The organism is Brevibacterium linens (assembly GCF_003999335.1).
Taxonomy (GTDB): domain Bacteria; phylum Actinomycetota; class Actinomycetes; order Actinomycetales; family Brevibacteriaceae; genus Brevibacterium; species Brevibacterium linens.
This window is the reverse complement of record NZ_CP026734.1, coordinates 3,734,394-3,755,377: the sequence shown is the minus strand read 5'-3', so window position 1 is coordinate 3,755,377 and position 20,984 is coordinate 3,734,394. Positions and strand designations below refer to the sequence as shown.

17 protein-coding genes, 1 tRNA gene and 1 pseudogene are annotated in these 20,984 nt (G+C 65.4%); 16 read left to right on the top strand and 3 right to left on the bottom strand.

Annotated elements, in window-relative coordinates:
• Window positions 1-122: 122 nt before the first annotated feature.
• The 5 genes and pseudogenes from fdnG to CXR29_RS16890 form a co-directional block, all read left to right on the top strand.
• A pseudogene (gene fdnG / locus CXR29_RS16910) lies at window positions 123-3,284 on the top strand (formate dehydrogenase-N subunit alpha); the annotation flags it as partial.
• Between the two features lie 470 nt (window positions 3,285-3,754).
• Entirely contained in the window at window positions 3,755-4,891 is a 1,137-nt protein-coding gene (locus CXR29_RS16905) for a 4Fe-4S dicluster domain-containing protein (RefSeq protein ID WP_127365178.1), read from the top strand.
• Window positions 4,888-6,096, top strand: coding sequence for an NrfD/PsrC family molybdoenzyme membrane anchor subunit (gene nrfD, locus CXR29_RS16900; RefSeq protein WP_127365177.1), 1,209 nt, complete (start codon window positions 4,888-4,890; stop codon window positions 6,094-6,096). Before CXR29_RS16905 ends, nrfD begins: the two co-directional genes overlap by 4 nt.
• 126 nt (window positions 6,097-6,222) lie before the next feature.
• Window positions 6,223-6,891 (top strand): MBL fold metallo-hydrolase, encoded by a 669-nt coding sequence (locus CXR29_RS16895; RefSeq protein WP_127365176.1) that lies wholly within the window; start codon window positions 6,223-6,225, stop codon window positions 6,889-6,891.
• 194 nt (window positions 6,892-7,085) lie between these two features.
• The gene (locus tag CXR29_RS16890) at window positions 7,086-7,304 is read left to right on the top strand and encodes a hypothetical protein (RefSeq protein WP_127365175.1); all 219 of its coding nucleotides are present in this window, start codon (window positions 7,086-7,088) and stop codon (window positions 7,302-7,304) included.
• A 9-nt stretch (window positions 7,305-7,313) separates the two neighbouring features.
• Here CXR29_RS16890 and selD read toward each other — a convergent pair whose 3' ends face one another.
• Window positions 7,314-8,300 (bottom strand): selenide, water dikinase SelD, encoded by a 987-nt coding sequence (gene selD / locus CXR29_RS16885; protein ID WP_127365174.1) that lies wholly within the window; start codon window positions 8,298-8,300, stop codon window positions 7,314-7,316.
• Between the two features lie 125 nt (window positions 8,301-8,425).
• Between selD and CXR29_RS16880 the strand changes: the two genes are divergently transcribed.
• The 4 genes from CXR29_RS16880 to CXR29_RS16865 all read left to right on the top strand — a co-directional run bounded on the left by CXR29_RS16880 (window position 8,426) and on the right by CXR29_RS16865 (window position 13,429).
• A tRNA-Sec gene (locus CXR29_RS16880) sits at window positions 8,426-8,520 on the top strand.
• 63 nt (window positions 8,521-8,583) lie between these two features.
• Window positions 8,584-9,924: an L-seryl-tRNA(Sec) selenium transferase gene (gene selA, locus CXR29_RS16875; protein ID WP_127365173.1), complete on the top strand. Its 1,341-nt coding sequence runs from the start codon at window positions 8,584-8,586 to the stop codon at window positions 9,922-9,924.
• A complete protein-coding gene (selB, locus tag CXR29_RS16870) occupies window positions 9,917-11,815 on the top strand; it encodes a selenocysteine-specific translation elongation factor (RefSeq protein WP_127365172.1) in 1,899 nt (632 codons plus the stop codon). The genes selA and selB overlap by 8 nt, the downstream gene beginning before the upstream one ends.
• A 237-nt stretch (window positions 11,816-12,052) precedes the next feature.
• Entirely contained in the window at window positions 12,053-13,429 is a 1,377-nt protein-coding gene (locus tag CXR29_RS16865; RefSeq protein ID WP_127365171.1) for an NAD-dependent succinate-semialdehyde dehydrogenase, read from the top strand.
• Between the two features lie 63 nt (window positions 13,430-13,492).
• On the opposite strand, the gene CXR29_RS16860 is transcribed toward CXR29_RS16865, so the two are convergent.
• Complete coding sequence (locus CXR29_RS16860) at window positions 13,493-14,353, bottom strand: DUF4111 domain-containing protein (RefSeq protein WP_127365170.1); 861 nt, start codon at window positions 14,351-14,353, stop codon at window positions 13,493-13,495.
• Between the two features lie 233 nt (window positions 14,354-14,586).
• On the opposite strand from CXR29_RS16860, the gene CXR29_RS16855 reads away from it, so the two are divergent.
• From CXR29_RS16855 to CXR29_RS16825, 7 genes are all read left to right on the top strand, one after another.
• A complete protein-coding gene (locus tag CXR29_RS16855) occupies window positions 14,587-15,177 on the top strand; it encodes a hypothetical protein (protein ID WP_127365169.1) in 591 nt (196 codons plus the stop codon).
• Window positions 15,178-15,252: 75 nt separating this feature from the next.
• Complete coding sequence (locus CXR29_RS16850; RefSeq protein WP_127365168.1) at window positions 15,253-15,843, top strand: NlpC/P60 family protein; 591 nt, start codon at window positions 15,253-15,255, stop codon at window positions 15,841-15,843.
• Window positions 15,844-16,085: 242 nt separating this feature from the next.
• A complete protein-coding gene (locus tag CXR29_RS16845; protein ID WP_164742862.1) occupies window positions 16,086-17,075 on the top strand; it encodes a type IV toxin-antitoxin system AbiEi family antitoxin in 990 nt (329 codons plus the stop codon).
• Window positions 17,072-17,857, top strand: coding sequence for a hypothetical protein (locus tag CXR29_RS16840; RefSeq protein ID WP_127365166.1), 786 nt, complete (start codon window positions 17,072-17,074; stop codon window positions 17,855-17,857). Before CXR29_RS16845 ends, CXR29_RS16840 begins: the two co-directional genes overlap by 4 nt.
• A 485-nt stretch (window positions 17,858-18,342) precedes the next feature.
• The gene (locus CXR29_RS16835) at window positions 18,343-18,930 is read left to right on the top strand and encodes a hypothetical protein (RefSeq protein ID WP_241241510.1); all 588 of its coding nucleotides are present in this window, start codon (window positions 18,343-18,345) and stop codon (window positions 18,928-18,930) included.
• Between the two features lie 105 nt (window positions 18,931-19,035).
• Complete coding sequence (locus CXR29_RS16830) at window positions 19,036-19,281, top strand: type II toxin-antitoxin system prevent-host-death family antitoxin (protein ID WP_101554892.1); 246 nt, start codon at window positions 19,036-19,038, stop codon at window positions 19,279-19,281.
• Window positions 19,278-19,688: a type II toxin-antitoxin system VapC family toxin gene (locus CXR29_RS16825; RefSeq protein WP_127365164.1), complete on the top strand. Its 411-nt coding sequence runs from the start codon at window positions 19,278-19,280 to the stop codon at window positions 19,686-19,688. The genes CXR29_RS16830 and CXR29_RS16825 overlap by 4 nt, the downstream gene beginning before the upstream one ends.
• Window positions 19,689-19,700: 12 nt before the next feature.
• Here the strand turns inward: CXR29_RS16825 and CXR29_RS16820 are convergent, their stop codons facing one another.
• Window positions 19,701-20,969 carry a M20 family metallo-hydrolase gene (locus CXR29_RS16820; RefSeq protein ID WP_127365163.1) on the bottom strand — a complete coding sequence of 423 codons (1,269 nt, stop codon included), beginning with the start codon at window positions 20,967-20,969 and terminating at the stop codon, window positions 19,701-19,703.
• Window positions 20,970-20,984: the final 15 nt, after the last annotated feature.

The window sequence follows — 20,984 nt, the reverse complement described above, 5'->3', positions numbered from 1 at the left end:
CGCGGTCGATCCTGACCGCGCAGCCGCCTCGGCGAACCGGGTGATTCCCACCTCCTGGGACGAGGCCGAAAACCCGGTCTCACCTGGTGCATTTCCGCCCGCTGAGGGGCTAAGGTGGTGCCATGGCTCGGTTCAGCTTCCTCGAGTGGCCGGTACTCCGGCAATTCCGCACGTCTGACAAGACGGGACGCGGTGAATCCGTTGTGTCCCAGCAGACCCGAGACACCACCCCACGCACGGTCACGGCCGATAAGGTCGTCCAATCCGTGTGCCCGTACTGCGCTGTCGGCTGCGGGCAGAAGATCTTCGTCAAGGACGACAAGGTCGTACAGATCGAAGGCGACCCGGACTCACCGATCTCGCGCGGTCGCCTGTGCCCGAAGGGCGCAGCCAGCGAACAGCTCGTCAACGCCCCCGGTCGTGTCACCGACGTCCTCTACCGGGCCCCGAAGGCAAAGGACTGGACGAAGATCGAACTGTCGACCGCGATCGACATGATCGCCGACCGCTTCATCGAAGCCCGCCGCAATCACTGGGAAGACGTAGACGACAAAGGCCACCCGCTGAGGCGGACGATGGGCATCGCCAGCCTCGGCGGGGCGACCATCGACAACGAGGAGAACTACCTCGCCAAGAAGCTCTACACCGCGACCGGGGCGATACAGATCGAGAACCAGGCGCGCATTTGACACTCCGCCACGGTTCCCAGTTTGGGAACCTCGTTCGGGCGCGGCGGCGCCACACAACCCGTCCAGGATATGGCGAATGCGGACTGCATCATCATCCAGGGTTCCAATATGGCCGAGTGCCACCCCGTGGGCTTCCAATGGGTGACCGAGGCCAAGGCCCGTGGTGCCCGCATCATCCACGTCGATCCTCGTTTCACGCGCACCACCGCGATCGCCGATAAGCATGTGCCCATCCGGGCCGGCTCCGACATCGTGCTGCTCGGTGCGCTCATCAACCGTGCCCTGACCGAGGGACGCTACTTCGACGAGTACGTGCGCGCCTACACCAACGCCGCGAACCTCATCAGCGACGACTATGTCGACACCGAGGATCTCGACGGACTGTTCTCCGGGTTCGACCCGGACACGAACTCGTACGAGAACTCGACGTGGTCGTATCAGACGGATGAGCACGGTGCACCGCTGAAGGACCCCAGCCTGGAGAACCCGAAGTCGGTCTTCCAGATCCTCCGCCGCCACTATTCGCGCTACACGCCCGAGATGGTCGAGGAGAACTGCGGAATCAGACCCGCAGACTTCGACTACCTCTACGAATCGGTGACCGAGAACTCGGGCCGGGAACGGACCACGTGCTTCGCCTACGCGGTCGGCTGGACCCAGCACAGCCTCGGCGCGCAATTCATCCGCACCGCGTCGATCCTCCAGCTGCTGCTGGGCAACATGGGTCGCCCAGGCGGCGGAATCATGGCGCTGCGCGGGCACGCGACGATCCAGGGATCGACCGATATCCCGACCCTGTTCAATCTGCTGCCCGGCTACCTGCCGATGCCCAGCGCCGCAGTCCACGACACCTTCGACGACTATGTTGCCGCCGTCGGCACCCCGGAGACCCACAAGGGCTACTGGGCCAACGGTCGTGCCTACGCCACCAGCCTGCTCAAGGCCTGGTGGGGTGATGCGGCCACGCAGGACAACGACTTCGCCTTCGACTATCTGCCGCGCATCAACGGCGCCCACGGCACCTACCAGACGCAGGTGCGCATGCTCAATGATGGTGTGGACGGGTACTTCCTGCTCGGGCAGAACCCGGCCGTGGGATCGGCCAACGGGCGCATGCAGCGGATGGCGATGAGCCACCTGAAGTGGATGGTCGTCCGCGACTTCAGCCTCATCGAATCCGCCACCTGGTGGAAGGACGGCCCCGAGATCGAGACCGGGGAGCTGAAGACCGAGGACATCGACACCGAGATGTTCTTCCTGCCCGCGGCCAACCACACGGAGAAGGCCGGCACGTTCACGCAGACCCAGCGTCTCGTGCAGTGGCGCCACAAGGCCGTCAATCCGCCGGGAGATGCACAGAGCGAACTCGACTTCTTCTACGAACTCGGCCGAGCCGTGCGCGAGAAGCTGAAGGACTCCGACGATCCCCGCGATCGGCCGCTGCTCGACATGACCTGGGACTACCCGGTCGACGAGGAGGGTGAAGTCGACGCGGAGGCGGTCGTCAAGGAGATCAACGGCTACTTCATCGGCGGCGACCGCGACGGCGAGCCCTTGGACAACTTCAACCAGATGACCGACGACGGGACCACCGCCGGCGGCTGCTGGATCTACGCCGGTGTCTATGCCGGTGGCCAGAACATGGCCGCTCGGCGCAAACCACGCAGCGAGCAGGACGAGACCGCCGCCGAATGGGCGTGGGCCTGGCCGGCGAACCGCCGGATCCTGTACAACCGTGCCTCTGCCGCACCGGACGGCACTCCCTGGTCAGAGCGGAAGAAGTTCGTGTGGTGGGACGACGAGGCCGGGAAGTGGACCGGCAAGGACGTGCCCGACTTCCCGATCGACCGCGCACCCGCCGCCCGATCGGATGCCGCCTATGGCGGACCCGCGAACCTCGACGGTGACGATCCGTTCATCATGCAGGCCGACGGCAAGGGGTGGCTGTTCGCACCCAGCGGCATGATCGACGGGCCGATGCCCACCCACTACGAACCGCAGGAATCGACGGTCGCGAACCCGCTGTACTCCCAGCAGAACAGCCCGACCCGGATGGTCATGCGCCGAGAGGACAACCTCTCCGCGCCCGGTGCCGGGGTGCCCGGATCCGAGGTCTTCCCCTATGTGTTCACGACCTACCGGCTCACCGAGCACCACACCGCCGGAGGCATGTCCCGGTGGCTGCCGTACCTCTCGGAGCTGCAGCCGGAGATGTTCTGCGAGATCTCACCGGAACTCGCCGCCGAGGTGGGACTCGAGCCCTACGGCTGGGCCACCCTGGTCTCCCCGCGGGCGGCGATCGAGGCCCGTGTGCTCGTGACGAAGCGGATGACCCCGCTGACCATCGGGGGGAAGACCGTCCACCAGATCGGCCTGCCCTACCACTGGGGTGTGGGCGGTCAGGGAGCCGTCGTCGAGGGCGATTCCGCCAATGATCTGCTCGGAGTGACGATGGACCCCAACGTCTACATCCAGAACAGCAAGTACGTGGCCGGAACGATCATGCCCGGCCGCCGTCCCCGCGGGCCCGAACTCGTCGACTTCGTCGAGAAGTACCAACGAGAGGCCGGGCTCAGTCCGGAATCCGGAAACCAGCAGGTCACGGTGTCTGGCGAGGATGTCGCGGCCGCCCATGGCACCGGGCAGGGCCGCAGCGCCGGTGGGCACGCTCACCGAGGCGGCGACTCGGCCGTCGGCGTCACCCCGGGCAGGACCCTGGATGGGGGACGCGATGGAGTCTCCGACGGTGACGGCACGACCGCCTCGGCGAGGGGATCCGGCGAGGGCGACACCGACGCCTCGGCGACGGTCGCCAGTGCCGATGATCGCAGCGGTAGGATCACCATCGAACCCACCGAGGCGACCGAACCCGCCGAGCCCACCGAACCTGCCGAACCCACCGAGACTGCGGTGTCGAACCGCGCCGACGACGGGGACCCCAGCGACGGCGACCCGGACCACGGACGGCATGCCGACGGCAGTGCGATCGCCGAAACCGAGGTGGCCGAGGCCGAAGCTCGCGCCCGCGCGGCCCGGGACCGGCAGGAGAACGAGGAGGAGGACTGATGTCGACACCGACGATCGATGGGGGCGCGCTCGCGGACGGGCACTGGCACGATTCCGCGCACGGCCGTAAGGGATTCTTCACCGACACCTCGATCTGCATCGGCTGCAAGGCCTGCGAGGTCGCGTGCAAGGAGTGGAACCGCAACCCGCAGGACGGCACCTTCGAATTGCTCGGTTCCTCGTATGACAACACGGGCAGTCTCGGGGCGAACACGTGGCGGCACGTCGCGTTCATCGAACAGGATTCCGACCGCATCGAGAAGGCCCGGGAGTCCGGGCGCAAGCTCGTCAATCTCGGCATGCCCACGATCCGTCCGCGCACCGATGAGACCGCTGCCGCGCAGCCGCTGGATGGGGCCCTGGGTGCGGCGGCGGAAGGCCGGACCTCCGCCGGACTGCCGACGACTCCTGAACTGGGAGTCGACCTGCTGGCACCGGGTGCCCTGGAGCCGAGCGACCCCGATGACTTCACCGGCGTCGATACGACACCCCCGGACACCGCGGACTTCCGCTGGCTGATGTCGTCTGACGTGTGCAAACACTGCACTCACGCCGGCTGCCTCGACGTCTGCCCTACAGGGGCCCTCTTCCGCACCGAATTCGACACCGTCGTCGTCCAGAACGATGTCTGCAACGGCTGCGGCACCTGTGTGGCCGGCTGTCCGTTCGGTGTCATCGAACGCCGCGACGACGGCACGATCAATACCCCCACCGACCGGGATGATCGCAAAGCCGCGGACATGGATGTGCCGAACGCGGGCACCGCGAACAAGTGCACCCTCTGCTACGACCGCCTCGTCGAGGGCCAGGAACCAGCCTGCGCGCAGACCTGCCCGACTCAGTCGATCAAGTTCGGCGACCGCCAGGACATGGTCGACCAGGCTCACGAACGCGTGGCCGAACGCCACGCGAAGGGACTCACCGAGGCGCGCCTGTACGGGGCGAACCCGAACGACGGGGTCGGCGGCACCGGATCCGTGTTCCTCCTCCTCGACGAACCCGAGGTCTACGGCCTGCCCCCGGACCCGCGGGTCGCGACGAAGGACCTGCCGAAGATGTACGCCAACGCCGGGATCGCGGCGCTGGGCATGGTCGCCGCCGCCGGACTCGCGTTCCTCGGGAGCCGCCGTTCATGAGCACATCAGAATACGATTCCTACCGCCCACCCGAGCCGGAAGGCGGACGCAGAAAACGTCGCCGAGGCGGACGTGGCGGTCCCGGCGGACCTGAAGGTCGCCGGGGTGGACCCGGTGGCCGTCGCGGCGGCGGATGGAAGAACCGCGGAGCCGACGGCAACCGTGAGATGCCGATGGTCGAAGACGTCGAGTTCACCTCGTATTACGGTCGACCGATCGTCAAGGCCCCACCGTGGGGCGACGAGATCGGGACGTACCTGTTCCTCGGCGGTCTGGCCGGAGGTTCGTCGCTGCTGGGATTCGGCGCGCAGCTGACCGATCGGCCCGGCATGCGCATCGCCTCCCGGATGACCGCGATCGCCGCGACCGGCATCGGCGGTGCCGCACTCGTGGCCGACCTCGGCCGGCCCGAACGGTTCCTCAACATGATGCGCGTGGTCAAAGTGTCGTCGCCGATGAGCTTGGGCACGTGGATCCTCTCGGGCTTCGGCGTCGGATCGGGTGTGACCTTCGCGATCGAACTCGACCGAATCACGGGTGAGAAGCTGCTGCCCCTGGGCCCGCTGCGCAAGGTGCTCCATGGGATGGAGACTCCTGCCGCAATCGAGTCCGCGTTCTTTGCCACACCGCTGGCTGCCTATACCGCCGTGCTTCTGGGGGCGACGGCCGTTCCGACCTGGAACGCTGCTGGTCGCAATGGTCTGCCGTACGTGTTCGTGTCCTCGGCGTCGATGGCTGCCGGAGGTGCCGCGATGGCATTGGCGCCCGTCGCCGAGACCGGACCGGCCAGGCTGCTCGCGCTCGCCGGGACCGCCGGTGAAGCCTATGCGATGTCAGCGATGAGGAAGCGCATGCACCCGGCCGAGGTCGATCCGATGGACGACGGCGAACCGGGTCACAAGCTCCACCGCGCCGAGAAGCTGCTCATCGCCGGAGCCATCGGCACCGCCGTCGCCGAGGTGGGTGCGCGCGTGTTCGCGAAGAAGCTGGGTGGCGGCTGGAAGATGCGAACTGCGCTGCGGGCGGTGTCGGTCGTCTCCGGGACGGCGCTCGCTGCCGCCTCGGCGTACACGCGTTTCGGCGTGTTGGAAGCCGGAATCGAATCGACGAAGGACCCCAGGCACGTCGTTGAACCGCAGCGCGCTCGCCTCGAAGAGCGTCGGGCTCGCGGCATCACCGACGACTCGATCACCACCGGGCGGTAGTGGTTTTCTCGTCTGCCGATCAGTCGAATAGTCGGCGCCCTTCGGTCGAGAGCCTTAAAAATACATCGACACAGATCGCCGACGGCCATGTAGCATGAAGAAGCAGCATGAGATCGGAATGGTCAGATGAAGCTCGCTCCGCACCTGCACCGTTTGGGCAATGACATAGTCGCCTGCTATCTCGTCAGTCTTCCGGAGGGCATCACACTCATCGACGCCGGTCTCCCCGGTCACTGGAGCGACTTGCTTCGGGAGCTTGAAGCGATCGGACGTCCTCTGTCCGATATCCGAGGACTTGTGCTCACTCATGGAGACACCGACCATTTCGGCTTCGCCGAACGACTGCGCTCGGGCGAGAAGCCGGAAACCCCGATGGGCCTCGATCACTTCAGGGCCGGTCGGCTGTGGCCGATGCTCGGTTTCTTCACCTACGGGTTGCGCAAGAACGGGCTGCGAAGCCGGGTAGTGCAGCAAGTTCGCGAAGTTTCGGATGGTGATGAGATCGATCTGCCCGGAAGCCCCGCGATCATCGCGGTGCCCGGCCACTCTCCAGGCAGCGTAGCGGTGCATGTGCCCGCGGTTGATGCGGTCTTCGTCGGTGACGCACTCACTACTCGCCATGTCCTCGCGGGAATTCAAGGGCCACAGCCGGCACCCTTCACCAGTGACCCCGACACTGCAAAGGCTTCGCTGGGAAGACTCAAAGGAGTCAGCGCCTCGTGGGTCCTCCCGGGTCACGGAGGCCCGTGGCGAGGTGATCCTGCCGATATCGCTGCAGCTGTCCAGTCTCAATAGTCTCAACTGCGCGCGACTCAGTGGGAGACGTTCGTGGATTTTGCCTGTTTCGTCGAATTCGGCTGATCGGCGTGGCGATCGCGTCCACTGGTGCGCTGCACAGTCTCTTCGCCTCTCTGGGAGTCCACCGGGGCCGATTGCTTACAGGCAAAGAGACTTGCGAAATGGGACGCTTCAGGTAGCGTGAGAAGTCTATGGAGAAGCTGCTCAAGGACCGTCGGGCCATCAGATCCGGCATCGGCATGGCGTTGCTCTTCCCTCTGATCTACTTCACCATGAGCCTTCTCGGCTGGGGCAACAATGTCTTCTCATGGTGGGAGGCGCTGCTGGTGGGTCTCCTGAATGGCGCCCTGTTCTGGTTCTTCATGGCCAGTTTCCGCCAGTTCCGGGACGAGGACGTCACCCCGCGCTGATAGTGCGCCTCACCGCACGTGCACGCCCGAACCGGCGACGATCTCGCCGATGACCGGGTGTCCGGGCAGCTCGCCGACGACGAGCAGGCCGCCCGAGGTCTGCGCATCGGCCAGAAGCAGCAGGTCGTCCTCGGTCACGCCGTCGTCCGCAGTCAGATGCGGCCGCACCCAGTCGAGGTTTCTCCTGGTCCCACCCGAAACGTACCCGTCAGCGATAGACTCATCGACACCGTCGAGACGGGGCACTGCGGCCGCATCGATGACCGCTCCGACCCCGGAGGCCCGCACCATCTTGAACAAGTGCCCGAGCAGACCGAAACCGGTGACATCCGTAGCCGCCCGCACGCCTGCCGCCACGGCCGCGCGTGAGGCTTCGGCATTGAGCGCGGTCATCGTGGCGATTGCCTCGTCGAATCGATCCCCCGTGACCTTGTGCCGATTGTTGAGGATCCCCACCCCGATCGGCTTCGTCAACGTCAGGGGCAGCCCCGCCTCGGCGGAATCATTGCGCATGAGCTCATCCGGGTGGGCCACACCGGTCACGGCCATGCCGTACTTCGGTTCGGGATCGTCGATCGAATGCCCGCCGGCGACAGGGCAGTTCGCCTGTGCCGCAACGTCGAGCCCGCCGCGCAGAACCTCGGTGAGCAGCTCCATCGGCAGCTTCTCCCGCGGCCACCCGACGAGGTTGATCGCCGTGACCGGAGTCCCGCCCATCGCATAGATGTCGGAGAGCGCGTTGGCCGCGGCGATCCGACCCCAGTCGTAGGCATCGTCGACGACGGGAGTGAAGAAGTCCGCCGTCGAGAGCACCGCGAGATCGTTACGGACCCGCACCGCCGAGGCATCATCGCCGTCATCGAGGCCGACGAGGACGTCTGGACCGGACTGACCGACCAGCCCGCGCACCGCATCCTCGAGCTCGCCCGGCGGGATCTTGCAGGCGCATCCTCCACCGTGGGCAAACGAGGTCAGACGGTCCTGAATCGCAGTCATACTCGGAGACTAACACTCACATGACGAGACCGTCACCAGGTCCGATGGGCGTGCACCTCGAGAAGAGCGACCTGCTCCGCGCTCAGCTGTGAGCACTCGCCCACACCCGCGATAGGATGACCGATGGAGGCGTCCGTGTCCTGGTGGGCGCCCTGGTCTTCAAAACCAGTGAGACCGAGTATCTCGGTCTGGCGGGTTCGATTCCCGTCCGCCTCCGCCAACCGTTCTGCGGTCCCGCCGACCCAGCGGCGCCGCCGTGACCCTGCACCGAGGAGGCCGCCCCATGGTCGATCCCGACCCGCGTCGATCCATTCCGCGCACGGATCACCTCCTCGCCCTTCCCGAGGTCATCGCCGCAGGTGAGAACCTCAACCAGGCGACCATCAAAGCGATCATCTCCGAAGTGCAGACCGCGGCCCGAACCGGTGAGATCCCCGTCGCCGAGGTGGCCCCCACCATTATCTCCTCGCTCGCTTCCCGTTCGGCCTCCTCCCTGACCCCGGTGCTCAACGCCACCGGCATCCTCGTCCACACGAACCTCGGCCGAGCACCGCTCTCACCTGCGGCAACTCAGGCCATCACCGAGGCGGCCGGCTACGTCGACGTCGAAATGGACCTCGGCACCGGCAAACGCAGCAAGCGGGGAACCGGAGCGAAAGCCGCACTCTTGCGGGCCTGCCCGGCAGCCGAGGACGCCCTCGTCGTCAACAACGGAGCGGCCGCCCTGCTGCTGGCCGTCACTGCGCTGCGCGGCCGCAGGCCTCGTGCGAGGTCCTGCCCCGGCGATCCCGGCGAGATCATCATCAGCCGCGGCGAACTCATCGAAATCGGCGCCGGCTTCCGCCTCACCGACCTCATGACCACCACCGGCGCCAGGCTGCGTGAAGTCGGCACGACGAACCGCACCCACCTGGCCGACTACGTCGACGCCATCAGCGATGACACGGCGTGCCTGCTCAAGGTCCACACGAGCAACTTCCGCGTCGAAGGATTCACCTCCTCCGTCGAGGTCGCTGACCTGCGCAGACTCGCCGATGAGCACGACCTGCCGCTTATCGTCGACCTCGGCTCCGGACTCTTCACCCCCGACCCGGCCCTGCCCGACGAACCCGACATCGACACCGCCCTGCGCGCCGGTGCCGACCTCGTCATCGTCTCCGGAGACAAGCTCCTCGGTGGCCCGCAAGCCGGCCTCATCCTCGGTCGTGCCGAAGCAGTCCAGACACTGGCCAAACACCCTTTGGCCAGAGCGCTGCGCACCGACAAACTCACCCTCGCCGCGCTCGAAGCCACGATCACCCACGCAGCGAACCCGATCAATGATGCCCTCCACATCGACCCGGACCGTCTGCGCGAACGCACCGAAGAACTCGCCGAGGCGGTCGGTGCCACGGTCGTCGAACACGACGGACGAGTGGGCGGCGGGGGAGCTCCCGGCGTGCCCCTGCCCGGCTGGGCAGTCGAACTGCCCGAAACCTTCGCAGAGCCGCTGCGCCTCGGCGAACCGGCGATCGTCGCCCGTGTCCACCAGGGACGATGCCTCATCGACCTCCGGTGCGTTCCCGATAGCGAAGACAACCGCATCGCTGCCGCCATCAAGCGAGTCCGTGCTGACAATGCCTGACACTTTCGTCATCGCCACCGCCGGACACGTCGACCACGGGAAGTCGACGCTGGTGAGCGCCCTGACCGGGATGGAACCCGACCGCTGGGCCGAGGAGAAGAAACGCGGACTGACCATCGACCTCGGTTTCGCCTGGACGACCCTGCCCTCGGGACGCGAACTCGCCTTCGTCGACGTTCCCGGACACGAGAAATTCCTTGCGAACATGCTCGCCGGACTCGGCCCCGCCCCCATCGCCTGCTTCGTCATCGCCGCCGACAAGGGCTGGCAAGCCCAATCGAGCGACCATCGCGACGCGATCAATGCGCTGGGCATCACCCACGGCCTCGTCGTCATCACCCGGGCCGACCTCGCCCCCGACTCTCTCGAGACCACACAAGCGCAGGTCAGCGCTCAACTGCGGGGAACACCACTCGAAGCAGCGCCGATCGTCACGGTCTCGGCGACGACCGGGGAGGGCCTGCCCGAACTCATCAGCGTCCTCGACGAGGTCACGGCCTCAGCCGAGCCTCCGACCACCTCGGGGAGGGTGCGACTGTGGGTCGACCGGGCCTTCACCATCAAGGGAGCCGGCACCGTCATCACCGGCACCCTCACCTCAGGCACCCTGACCACGGGCGACAGTGTCGAACTGCGCGGAGAGGCCATCGCTCGGACCGTGGGCGTGCGCGGCCTGCAGTCCCGGAATTCCACCACCACCGAGGTGGTCCCGCAGGCCCGCGTGGCCGTCAACCTCCGCGACGTTCCCGCCGACGACCTCCACCGCGGCGATGCTCTGCTCACGAGCGGGGCCTGGCCGATCGTCGACACGATCGACGTGCGCCGCTCCATGGGCGAGGCCCTCGACTCCGGCATCCACGAACTCATGGCCCATATCGGCACCGCCGCCGTGCCCGCCAGGCTGCGGGACTTCGATGCCGATCACGCTCGACTCACCCTTGACCGGCCGCTTCCCCTGCAGGTCGGCGACCGGATCGTGCTGCGCGCCCCGGGCAGCCGCAACGTCTTCGCAGGCCTCCTCGTCCTCGACGTCGACCCGCCCGAACTGTCCCGGAGAGGCGACGGTGCCAGGCGCGGCCGAGAGCTCGCCGAACGACCCATCGCAGGCGATATCCTCGTCGAGGTGGCCCGCCGCGGAGCCGTCGAACGTTCCGACCTCACTCGGTTCGGTCTGCAGGTGCCCGAAGACGATGGATTGCCCGCCGATGTCGAGAGTGTGGGCGGCTGGATCGTCCACGCGCCGGCGCTGACAGCCTGGGTCGAGGAGGCGAAATCCCTGGTCAGCCGTGAACTCGCCGCCACACCGATGGCCGCGGGAGTCCCCGTCAAGGCCGTCGCCGAGGCGCTGCGCAGGAGCCCGGACACGAGCCGCAGACACGGTGGCGAAACCAGGCGCTATGCCCTGTCGATAGCGAACGATCAGCCGACCCTGCCCGAAGGGACGGGGACCGCAAATCGGGCACTGCTGGATGCGATCATCTCCCGTGCCGGGCTCGAAGCCGTCGACGGAATGGTCCGCCCGCCCGGGCATACCGCAGGTCTCGGTGCCGCCGAAGCCGGGATCGCCGAGATCGAATGCCGACTCGCAGCCGACCCGTTCGCCGCACCGGAAGCCGATGACCTGCGCGAACTCGGTCTCGGAGCGCGGGAGCTCGCGGTCGCCGAGAAGGCAGGTCGGATCCTGCGCCTCGGCGACGGAATCATCGTGTCCCCGCGCACCCCCGCGCAGGCGATGCGGATCCTCGCCGGTCTCGACCAGCCCTTCACGACAAGTCAGGCGAGGCAGGCGCTGGGGACGACCCGACGCGTCGTCATCCCCCTGCTCGAACACCTCGACGGCCGGGGCTGGACGCGCCGACTCGACACCACACACCGCGAAGTCGTGCGCTGAGAACGGTCACGGCACCATCGGTCGGGCATCCGCGATAGCCGATCGATCCTCGGGTCGGTGGGCAGCCGCCTCGGCGAATCCCCGTGACCTGTATTACGATCATGTCGGAATGATCGTTCGCGCCGTCTCCGGCGCTTCCGTCGATGGTATGGGTGATAACTGACTGCGGTGATGGGGCCGCAGCACACCATTTTTCCCTCACCCCTCTGCAATTTCGGAACCATCACAGGAGCAAACATGTCGAACTATCGTGTTGAAAATCCCGCCACCGGCGACATCGTCGAGACCTTCCCCGAGGCGACCGACGCCGAGATCGAATCCACCGTCGCTGGCGCCCACACCACCTACCTGACGTGGAAGGACACCGACATCCAGGAACGGGCGTCGATTGTGCGCAGGGCGGCGGAGATCTTCCATGAACGCAAGGACGAACTCGCCAGGACGATCTCGGTGGAGATGGGCAAGTCGTATGCCGAGTCCGTCGACGAGGTCGAGTTCGCCGCCGACATCATCGACTACTACGGCGTCCATGGTCCGAGCCTGGCCACGGATTATCAGATCCCGTCGACCATCCCCGGCACTGCCCGGATCGAATCCCTGCCGGTCGGTGCCCTGTTGGGTGTGATGCCGTGGAACTTCCCCTACTATCAGGTCGCTCGGTTCGCTGCCCCGAATCTTGTGCTGGGCAACACGATCATGCTCAAACACGCTGACATCTGTGGGCGGTCGGCGCTGCTGATCGAGGAGATCTTCCGCGCCGCCGGCGTTCCCGAAGGTGGGTACTCACACCTTTTCGCCACCCATGATCAGATCGCGTCGATGATTGCCGACCCCAGGGTGCAGGGTGTGTCTCTGACCGGGTCGGAGCGGACCGGTGCGATCATCGGCGCTCAGGCGGGGCAGAATCTCAAGAAGGCCGTGTTGGAGCTCGGTGGGATCGATCCGATGGTCGTCCTCGACGCCTCTGATGTTGCGGCGGTGGCGCGTGAGGCGTGGGAGTTTCGGACGTATAACGCCGGGCAGGTGTGCAACTCGAATAAGCGGCTGATCGTCATGGACGACATCTATGACGAGTTCGTTTCTGAGCTCGTGAAGTTGGGCACCGGGTTGAAACCGGGAGATCCGCTGAACCTCGGCGACAGCGAATACGTGCCTCTGTCGAGCCGTGCTGCCGCGGAGACTGTTGACGCACAGGTGACCAAGGCCGTGGCTGAAGGTGCCCGGGTGCTCATCGGTGGTGAGCTGGGCGACGGTCCGGCGGCCTACTATGCCCCGACCGTGCTCGTCGATGTGCCCAGGGATTCGCAGTCGTATGGCGAAGAGATCTTCGGGCCGGTGGCCACCGTGTACAGGGTCTCCAGCGATGAGGAGGCCCTCGAGCTTGCGAATGATTGTGCCCTGGGCCTGGGCGGGTCCGTGTTCTCCACTGATGAGGGGCGTGCCGATCGGGTGGCCGCGCGCCTCGAGGTGGGGATGACGCATGTGAACACGATTGCGGCGGAGGCTGCTGAATTGCCGTTCGGTGGTGTGAAGCGGTCCGGTTTCGGTCGTGAGATGGGGCCGATCGGGATGGGTGAGTTCGTGAATAAGCGCCTCCACTTCATCGCGAAATAGGGACCGTTCGACACATCGCTCCGTGACCAACGCGATCGCCGCTCAACCCACCGCGATCGTTGATCAGTCGAGTGATGCGGTGATCATGTCATCCATCGCCGAGGCGGTCAGCCCCCGCCACTGCCGTCGTGACGGTGCGGACGGAATCCGCGCGCCGCGCACCTTGGCCAGGGCCACCTCGGTGATGGGGGCATGCTGCGGAAATGCGGTCAGCGCGTGGAATCCCGCTTCCTCCTTGCCGATGATCTCACCGGTCGCAAGCGTATGATGCATCCGCGCGGGACCGAGCACACACCACTCGACGCTGCCGGCTGAAAGTCCCCGCGGGGACGTCACGAATCGACGAACCAGCGATCCCGGGCTGCGCGACGGTCGGTCGCGCAGCTGTGCGGCCAACGGAGTCCAGTACTCGCGCAGATTCGTGCGGATCCACGGGCGAAGCGCCTCCGGCTGCGCATCGACATCCCACTCGGCGATCGGCCGACCTCGCACCGTGATCCCGCCGTCGACGAGCTCCTTCCAGGTCACCGGATTGACGTCGAACGCGCCGTTCGAGTCGAAGACCTCACCGGTGTGAGAAGCGATCGGACGGATCTGCGTGACGGGTCGACCGACCTCGGATTCGGCGATGAAGACGGTATTGCAACAGGCGCTCACACCTCGCCCGCGCGTCGCCCCTACCGTCAGGCGGGGCACCTGCGAGAGGTGGAGCAGGCGCAGTCGCCGGATGAGATCCGGGCGGTCCAGCCACTCGTCGGCGATGACCGCGACGAGGTCGATGTCGCTGCGGCCCGGGCGGTAGGCACCGAGCGCGATGGACCCGGTCACAGCGCAGGCGATGATGCCGCCGGGCAGGACCTGATCGGCAATACGCAGATAGGACCTGATGGCGGTTGCGGCGTCCGGCGGCAGCGCTGCGTTCATGGAAACAGCGTAGCGAGTCCGCCGAACTCGCGCCCAGCGAACAATGAGATCAGGGAAACGCGCGGTTCATATGTCGTTGGAACCCCATTGAACGGCTGTTGACGGCCTGTTTGTTGAGCGAGGTTCTCAGGTTCGACAGCCTGGATTGCGGGTATGAGATCAGGGCCACGTGGAACCCGGTGGAAGGAAGCCGAGAGGGCCCAATGCCCGATACAACTGGAAAGTGGGAACTGATGAAACTCGTACGCAAGTTCGCTGTGGCAGCCGTTTCCGCGACTGTCATCGTCGGCGGCGTCTCCATGACGACGGCAGCTTCTGCCGAACCGGCGCCCGTCTCCAAGGAGGCCGCTCCGTTTACCAGCAAAGCACTCGAAGGTGGCAAGGTGCCGAGCACCCAGGACGCAACCCAACTCACCCAGGAGCAGATCGACAACGCCCGCACGATCATCGCCGTCGGCAAGGGAGCAGGACTGTCGACGCAGGCGCAGAAGATCGCAGTGATGACGGCCCTGCAGGAGTCGAGTCTCTACAACCTCGACGGGGGCGACCGGGATTCGGCCGGCCTGTTCCAGCAGCGCCCGTCCATGGGGTGGGGCACCCTGGCGCAGGTGACCGACCCGGTCTACGCCTCGAAATCGTTCTACGGCGTCAACCCCGAAGGTGCAAACCTCGGCCTCATCCAGATCGAAGGATGGGAGACGATGGTCCCGGGAGCCGCCGCACAGTCAGTGCAGGGCTCCGCGTTCCCAGCCGAATACGACAAGTGGGACCCTTTGGCCACCGAGCTCGTCAACGGCAATCAGGACGTCGCCCCGATCAGCTGATCCGCCTCTGGCATGTTCCCGACACGATCCATTCCGAAGTCAGCAGTGCACACACGAGAAGCAGCAGGAGAGACGATGACAATTTCGCGCACACTCACGACCACTGTCCTCACCGCAGGAATCCTCGTCGGCGGCACCACACTGGCCACCGTTCCGGCGCAGGCCGACCAGGCCCCCGCCGCGCAGGCCGCGGCCGCACAGTCTTCCGCCCCGCAGGCGGATTCCGGTACGACCGCCTCGGCGCAGGCCGATGACCGTCGGGCCGCGATCATCAACCGCGCGCAGACGTGGGTCGACCAGGGAGTGCCCTATGACATGGGTGCCTACCACCCCGAACCCGAGGGCAAGAACTACCGCACAGACTGCTCCGGATTCGTCTCGATGGCATGGGGGCTCGACGACAGCCTCAGCACCGTGACCCTGCCCGACGTCTCCCACGAGATCAGCAAGGACGAACTCCAGCCCGGTGCCATCCTGCTCAAGGGCGGCCCCGGCACCGAGGGCGCCAACGGCCACGTCGTCATCTTCAACGGTTGGGCCAATGACGACAAGACGGCCTACCATGCCCTCGAGGAGAACGGTTCGCTCGGCTCGGTCGCCCACGACGTCTCCTACCCGTACGACCAGGACGACAGCTTCGTGCCCTACCGTCTGAACGGACTGTGATCTGATCGGCCCGTGATCCGGCACAGACTCGGCACTGGTCGGGTGCCGATCCGTCGGCACCGAATCGCCGGCCGTGCTCTGAGCAGCTGAGCACATATCGTCGCCGCGCCCCTCACATGGGACGCGGCGACGGCACATGTGACGAGCAGGCGCTCTGAGCGGCCGCGATCCACGGCTTGCTTATATACACCATGATGTGATGAACTGTCCAACAAGTAATGACCCGCACTTTGGGACCAAACTTGTTGGAGAACAGCATGCCCGTAGATGTAGCTGACCTGCTCCACGAGCTGGACTTCACGATCGCTGAAGGACGCACATCGCTGTCCTGGCAATTGCGCGCACCAACGGGGGAGATCTACGACGTCGAGCTGACGGCACCCGTAGACCGAGTAACCGCCCACGCTGCCCGCAACGTACGTAACCACCTCGACGCTGCAGCCTGGCCAGTGCTTGTGGGAGGCTCCGCCACCAACGGAGTTGTTGCCGACGCCCGCGCAGGCCGCCTCAACCTACTGACCGAATCCCCACTCCAACTCATCATCAATGGCACCGCCCACACACTGAACCGGCCACAAACTTCACCACGTCCGCGGCCAACGCCCCTGCGACCTGCTTGGTACCGGTGGGGAGTCGAACGTCAACTCCTGACCGCAATCACACCTTTGAGGCAGGCCGCGCTCGCCGACCTGCTCGGCACCAGCCAACAAACCATCTCCAACGCCGCGCGCACTCTGGGGGACCTCGTTGCCGACCGAGGCAGCGGACTCGAGGCAGTCGATAGAAGATCTCTGCTCCACCATTGGGCAGGCGAATACCCCGGAGCCGGGGGGCAGGAATTCGGGTGGTACAGCCTGGACACCGCTGTTGAACAGACACACAGGGCCGCCGACATCGCCACCCTCCTCGACGCCGACCCCCTCATCAGCGGTGACGTCGCCGCCGACGAGCTCGCACCCTGGAAACTTCCCACCCGCGGCCGCATCTACATCACCGCCCCCGTCGACTTGACCGATGACGGGTTCATCCCCTCGCCGATCGACGAAGCCACACTCGTCACCTGCGTTCCGAAAGATCCTACCGTCTGGCGAAGCGCATCGGCCTCCAGCCGTCATGAACGGAGACTTGCAGATACTGCACTGGTCTACTGGGATGTACGCACCGGTGGCGACGCCGACAGCGACGAGGCAGCCGGTCAGCTGGAAAACTACATCGTCAAAGGCCACTCATGAACGAAGACAGCGAACTCATCAGCATCAGTGTTCATGCACTCAGCAACTCTGACTCTCTCGGATACCGCGGACAGAAAGCCATCGCCGATGCTGTAGTCGAAGGCAGCGACTACCGGATCGTCGGCGGTCACATGGTTCGCCTGCTGCTGCACGTCTTTCCCACACCTGCAGCCACTCTGCGCTCAACCATCGACGCAGATACAGCAGTGGACTCCGTGGAGGTTGTCGGAACACTGACACAAACGCTCATCGATCAGGACTTCACCAAAGAAGGCGGCAACCTCTTCTACCGCCAGATCGATGACGACCAGCGCGTCGAAATCAATGTTCTCCTTACAAGGGAAGGGCCGTCCACGGGCATCCGACCCATCTCGGTTCCCGATGTTGGACAGGTCGACAGCCTCCCCGAACTGAGGTTCGCGCTCATGACCCCTGGAGTCGTGCTCAATGTTGAAGCGAACCTCGGGCAGGGCGAGACCATCACATATCAAACCAGAATCCCCGAGGTTGAAGCAGCCACCGTCCTCAAAGCACACAGCTGGAAGGAACGACGTTCCGAAAAGGACATCGCTGATCTCCACTCACTGCTGGAAATCAAAGAAGCCCACCCCGACATCCCCTGGCGACTCAACGACACCAAACTCATCGGATTCCGCAAAGACACAGCCGCGATCCTGCGTGACCTTGCCGGACGCATCGCACGCAAACACGTCACCTTCGACGTGCCGCACTACTTGGACCGCCGGCGCTTCGCGGCATTGATCAGCAAACACGTAGCTTAGCCATCCGACAGTTGGTCGGTTGGCAGGCTGGTCAGGTGAAGGAAGAAGCGTCCACACGCTGCGCTTGTCGTATCCCACCCGTCCACGACTTGCGGGGAACTTCATCGGTGCTCCTGAACTTTCCCTGGCCCACGCCTGCGAACAGCCCGACGAGCGGATCGAGACCCCGGTCACGGGCGGGTGAGAGCACCGCTGGTCACCGCGCGGCGTTCAGTGAACTCTGATCGCTTACACACGGACCCGTGATGATTCGTTGCGGCGAGAATGAGTCATCTCGAAGTCTCTCTGCATTGAACGGGGCCGTCCGGTCCGTCAGTGTTGTGTGGGGCGATTCCACGGCACCTTCTGCATGGGTGTTCCTGTGCCGACCACAGGGCAGATGCCGCAGAACCCACCACGTGTGCCGCGCACCAGGAGTCGCCGACCGGGTCGAGGACCCGATCAAGAGAAAGTGAGAACAGATGAAACGTGCGCGCACACTTGCGGTGACTGCACTGTCCGCCGCCGTCCTCGCCGGAGGAGTCTCCCTGGCAACGGCGACCTCGGCCTCGGCCTCGGCCTCGGCCTCGGCCGACCCGATCACCGGAGGCGTCAGCCAGGACGGTGAAGCCGCCCAGTCCGACGCCGGCTCGACCGGAGGGATCGACGACCCGGATGAGCTGAGCGCCGAACAGATCGACAATGCGCGCACCATCATCGGCGTCGGCAAGGGCGCAGACCTGTCCAAGCAGGCACAGACGATCGCCGTGATGACCGCACTGCAGGAATCGAGCCTCAATGACCTCGACGGAGGCGACCGCGATTCCGCCGGTGCCTTCCAGCAGCGCCCCTCGATGAACTGGGGATCGGCCGACGAAGTCACCGACACCGTGTACGCGTCGAAAGCCTTCTACGGGGTCGACTCCGGAACCGCCAACCCGGGACTGACCCAGATCGCCGACTGGGAGAGCATCGACCCCGGTGATGCCGCACAGGAAGTGCAGCGCTCGGCCTACCCCGACGCCTACGACAAGTGGGAACCGCTGGCGAAGAAGCTCGTCGACGAGAACCAGGACGTCGACTCCATCGACTGATGACCGCGGGTCCGAGAGTCCTGTCAACTCGGCATCTGGCTATGGATTCGTCCACAACCCCGAGATAGAATGTACCTACAGTAGTGACATTTCGGGAGGTGGACGATGACCACGATGTCGAGTCGGGAATTCAACCGGGACGTATCGGCTGCCAAACGTGCGGCCAAGCACGGACCGGTCACCATCACCGAACATGGTCGTCGCGCGCACGTTCTGCTGACTGCCGATGAGTACGATCAACTCAGCGGCAGATCGGACCTCGTCGGAGATGCCCTCGTCATCCACGACGATGATCCGGACCTCGATCTGCCTCATCGTTCTCAGCGAACGCTGCGGGTGCCCGAACTGTGAGGTATCTGCTGGACACCAACATCATCAGTGACGCTCGCCGCGGCAACCGGACGCCCGTCGGATCCTGGATCGCCGCACAGAAGATCGATGATCTGGCCATCAGCGCCATCACGGTCCTCGAACTCGACGTCGGCGTCCGACGGAAAGAGCGACGGGACGCCCGCGCTGGGTCCGTCCTTCGGCAGTGGTTCGACGAACAGGTCTCTGAGGTCTTCGACGGAAGAATTCTTGCCGTTGATGCCGAAGTGGCTGTGCAGGCATCGCAACTGCACGTCCCTGACCCGATGCCCGACATGGACAGCCTGATCGCAGGGACCGCACTCGCACACTCTCTGACCCTGGTCACGAGGAACATCGCGGACTTCGCGAATATCGGAGTCAGACTGCTCAATCCCTGGGAGGACTGACCTCCTTCGCGGTCACTCTGCCAGCGCACCCGAGGCGAGCCGGCGGACCACCTCGGTGAGGTGATGGAGACCCGAGACGAGATCCTCGTCCTTCGTGAACTCGGCAAGACTGTGCGAGACCCCGTCGACGCTGGGAATGAAGAGCATGACGGTGGGCACTTCGTCCTTCATGTTCGTCGAGTCGTGCCCGGCCACGGTCATCACCGTCGCCGAGGTGAGTCCCAAATCATCGGCGATCGTGCGCGCCAGCTCGACCCCGTCCTCGGAGTACGGGTTCTGATCCCAGCTGTGTTCGGCGACGATCTCGATCTCCACGCGATCTTCGGCGCTGACCTGGGCGATCGTGGCCATGAGCGTCTCATGGGCGGCGGCGATCACCTCGGCGCTGGGGGACCGCAGATCGAGCAGCAGGCTGACTTCGCTGGCGACGACGACCGGTGAGTTCGGGTAGACGGTGAGCTGTCCGCATGCGGTGTGCAGGGCACCCGGCTCGAAGTCGTCGACGAGTTCCCGTGCGGCCACGACCAGGCGGGCGGCACCGAGCAGGGCATCCTGCCGATCGGCCATGAGCGTCGACCCGCTGTGGGCCTGTGCGCCGGTGACCTTGAACTCGTACTTGTGAGCCGCCCACGTGGCATTGACGAGCCCGATGCTCACTCCGTCCTCTTCCATGCTGCGGCCCTGCTGGACGTGGATCTCCGCATAGGAGGCGATCTCCGGGGGCGTGAAGTCTCCGCGTTCCCCCAGCTCATCGAGCGCCTCGGCGACGGTGATTCCCGCGGCATCACGCGTGGTCAGGGCCGCCTCCAACTCGGCCTTGCCGGTGAAGACATTGGATCCCATCATCGACGGTTTGAACCGTGAGCCCTCTTCATTGAACCAGTTGACCACGGCGAGGTTGAACGTCGCCTTCGACGGGTCCGCCCGCAGCTCATCGGCGATCGCGAAACACGCATGCGCCGAAGCCATCACCCCGTAGGCACCGTCGAAACGACCGGCCGTCGGCTGCGAGTCCATATGCGAACCCGTGAGCACATACGGGGCCCCGGGCACGAGCTCGAGGAGCCCGAACTGATTGCCGATCACATCCCGGTGGACGCTGAAACCGTGCTTGACGAGCAGCTCTTCGAACCATTTCCGCTGCTGGCCATCGGCGGCGCTCGCCGCCTGACGGTCGACCCCGTTCGTGCCCTCGACGGCACCGAAACGCGAATGCACGGCCCAATCGGCGAGGAACTCGGCTTCGCGATCGGCGCTGATCAGGGAGGGTGAAACGGTCATGAGGGGTCCTTTCGG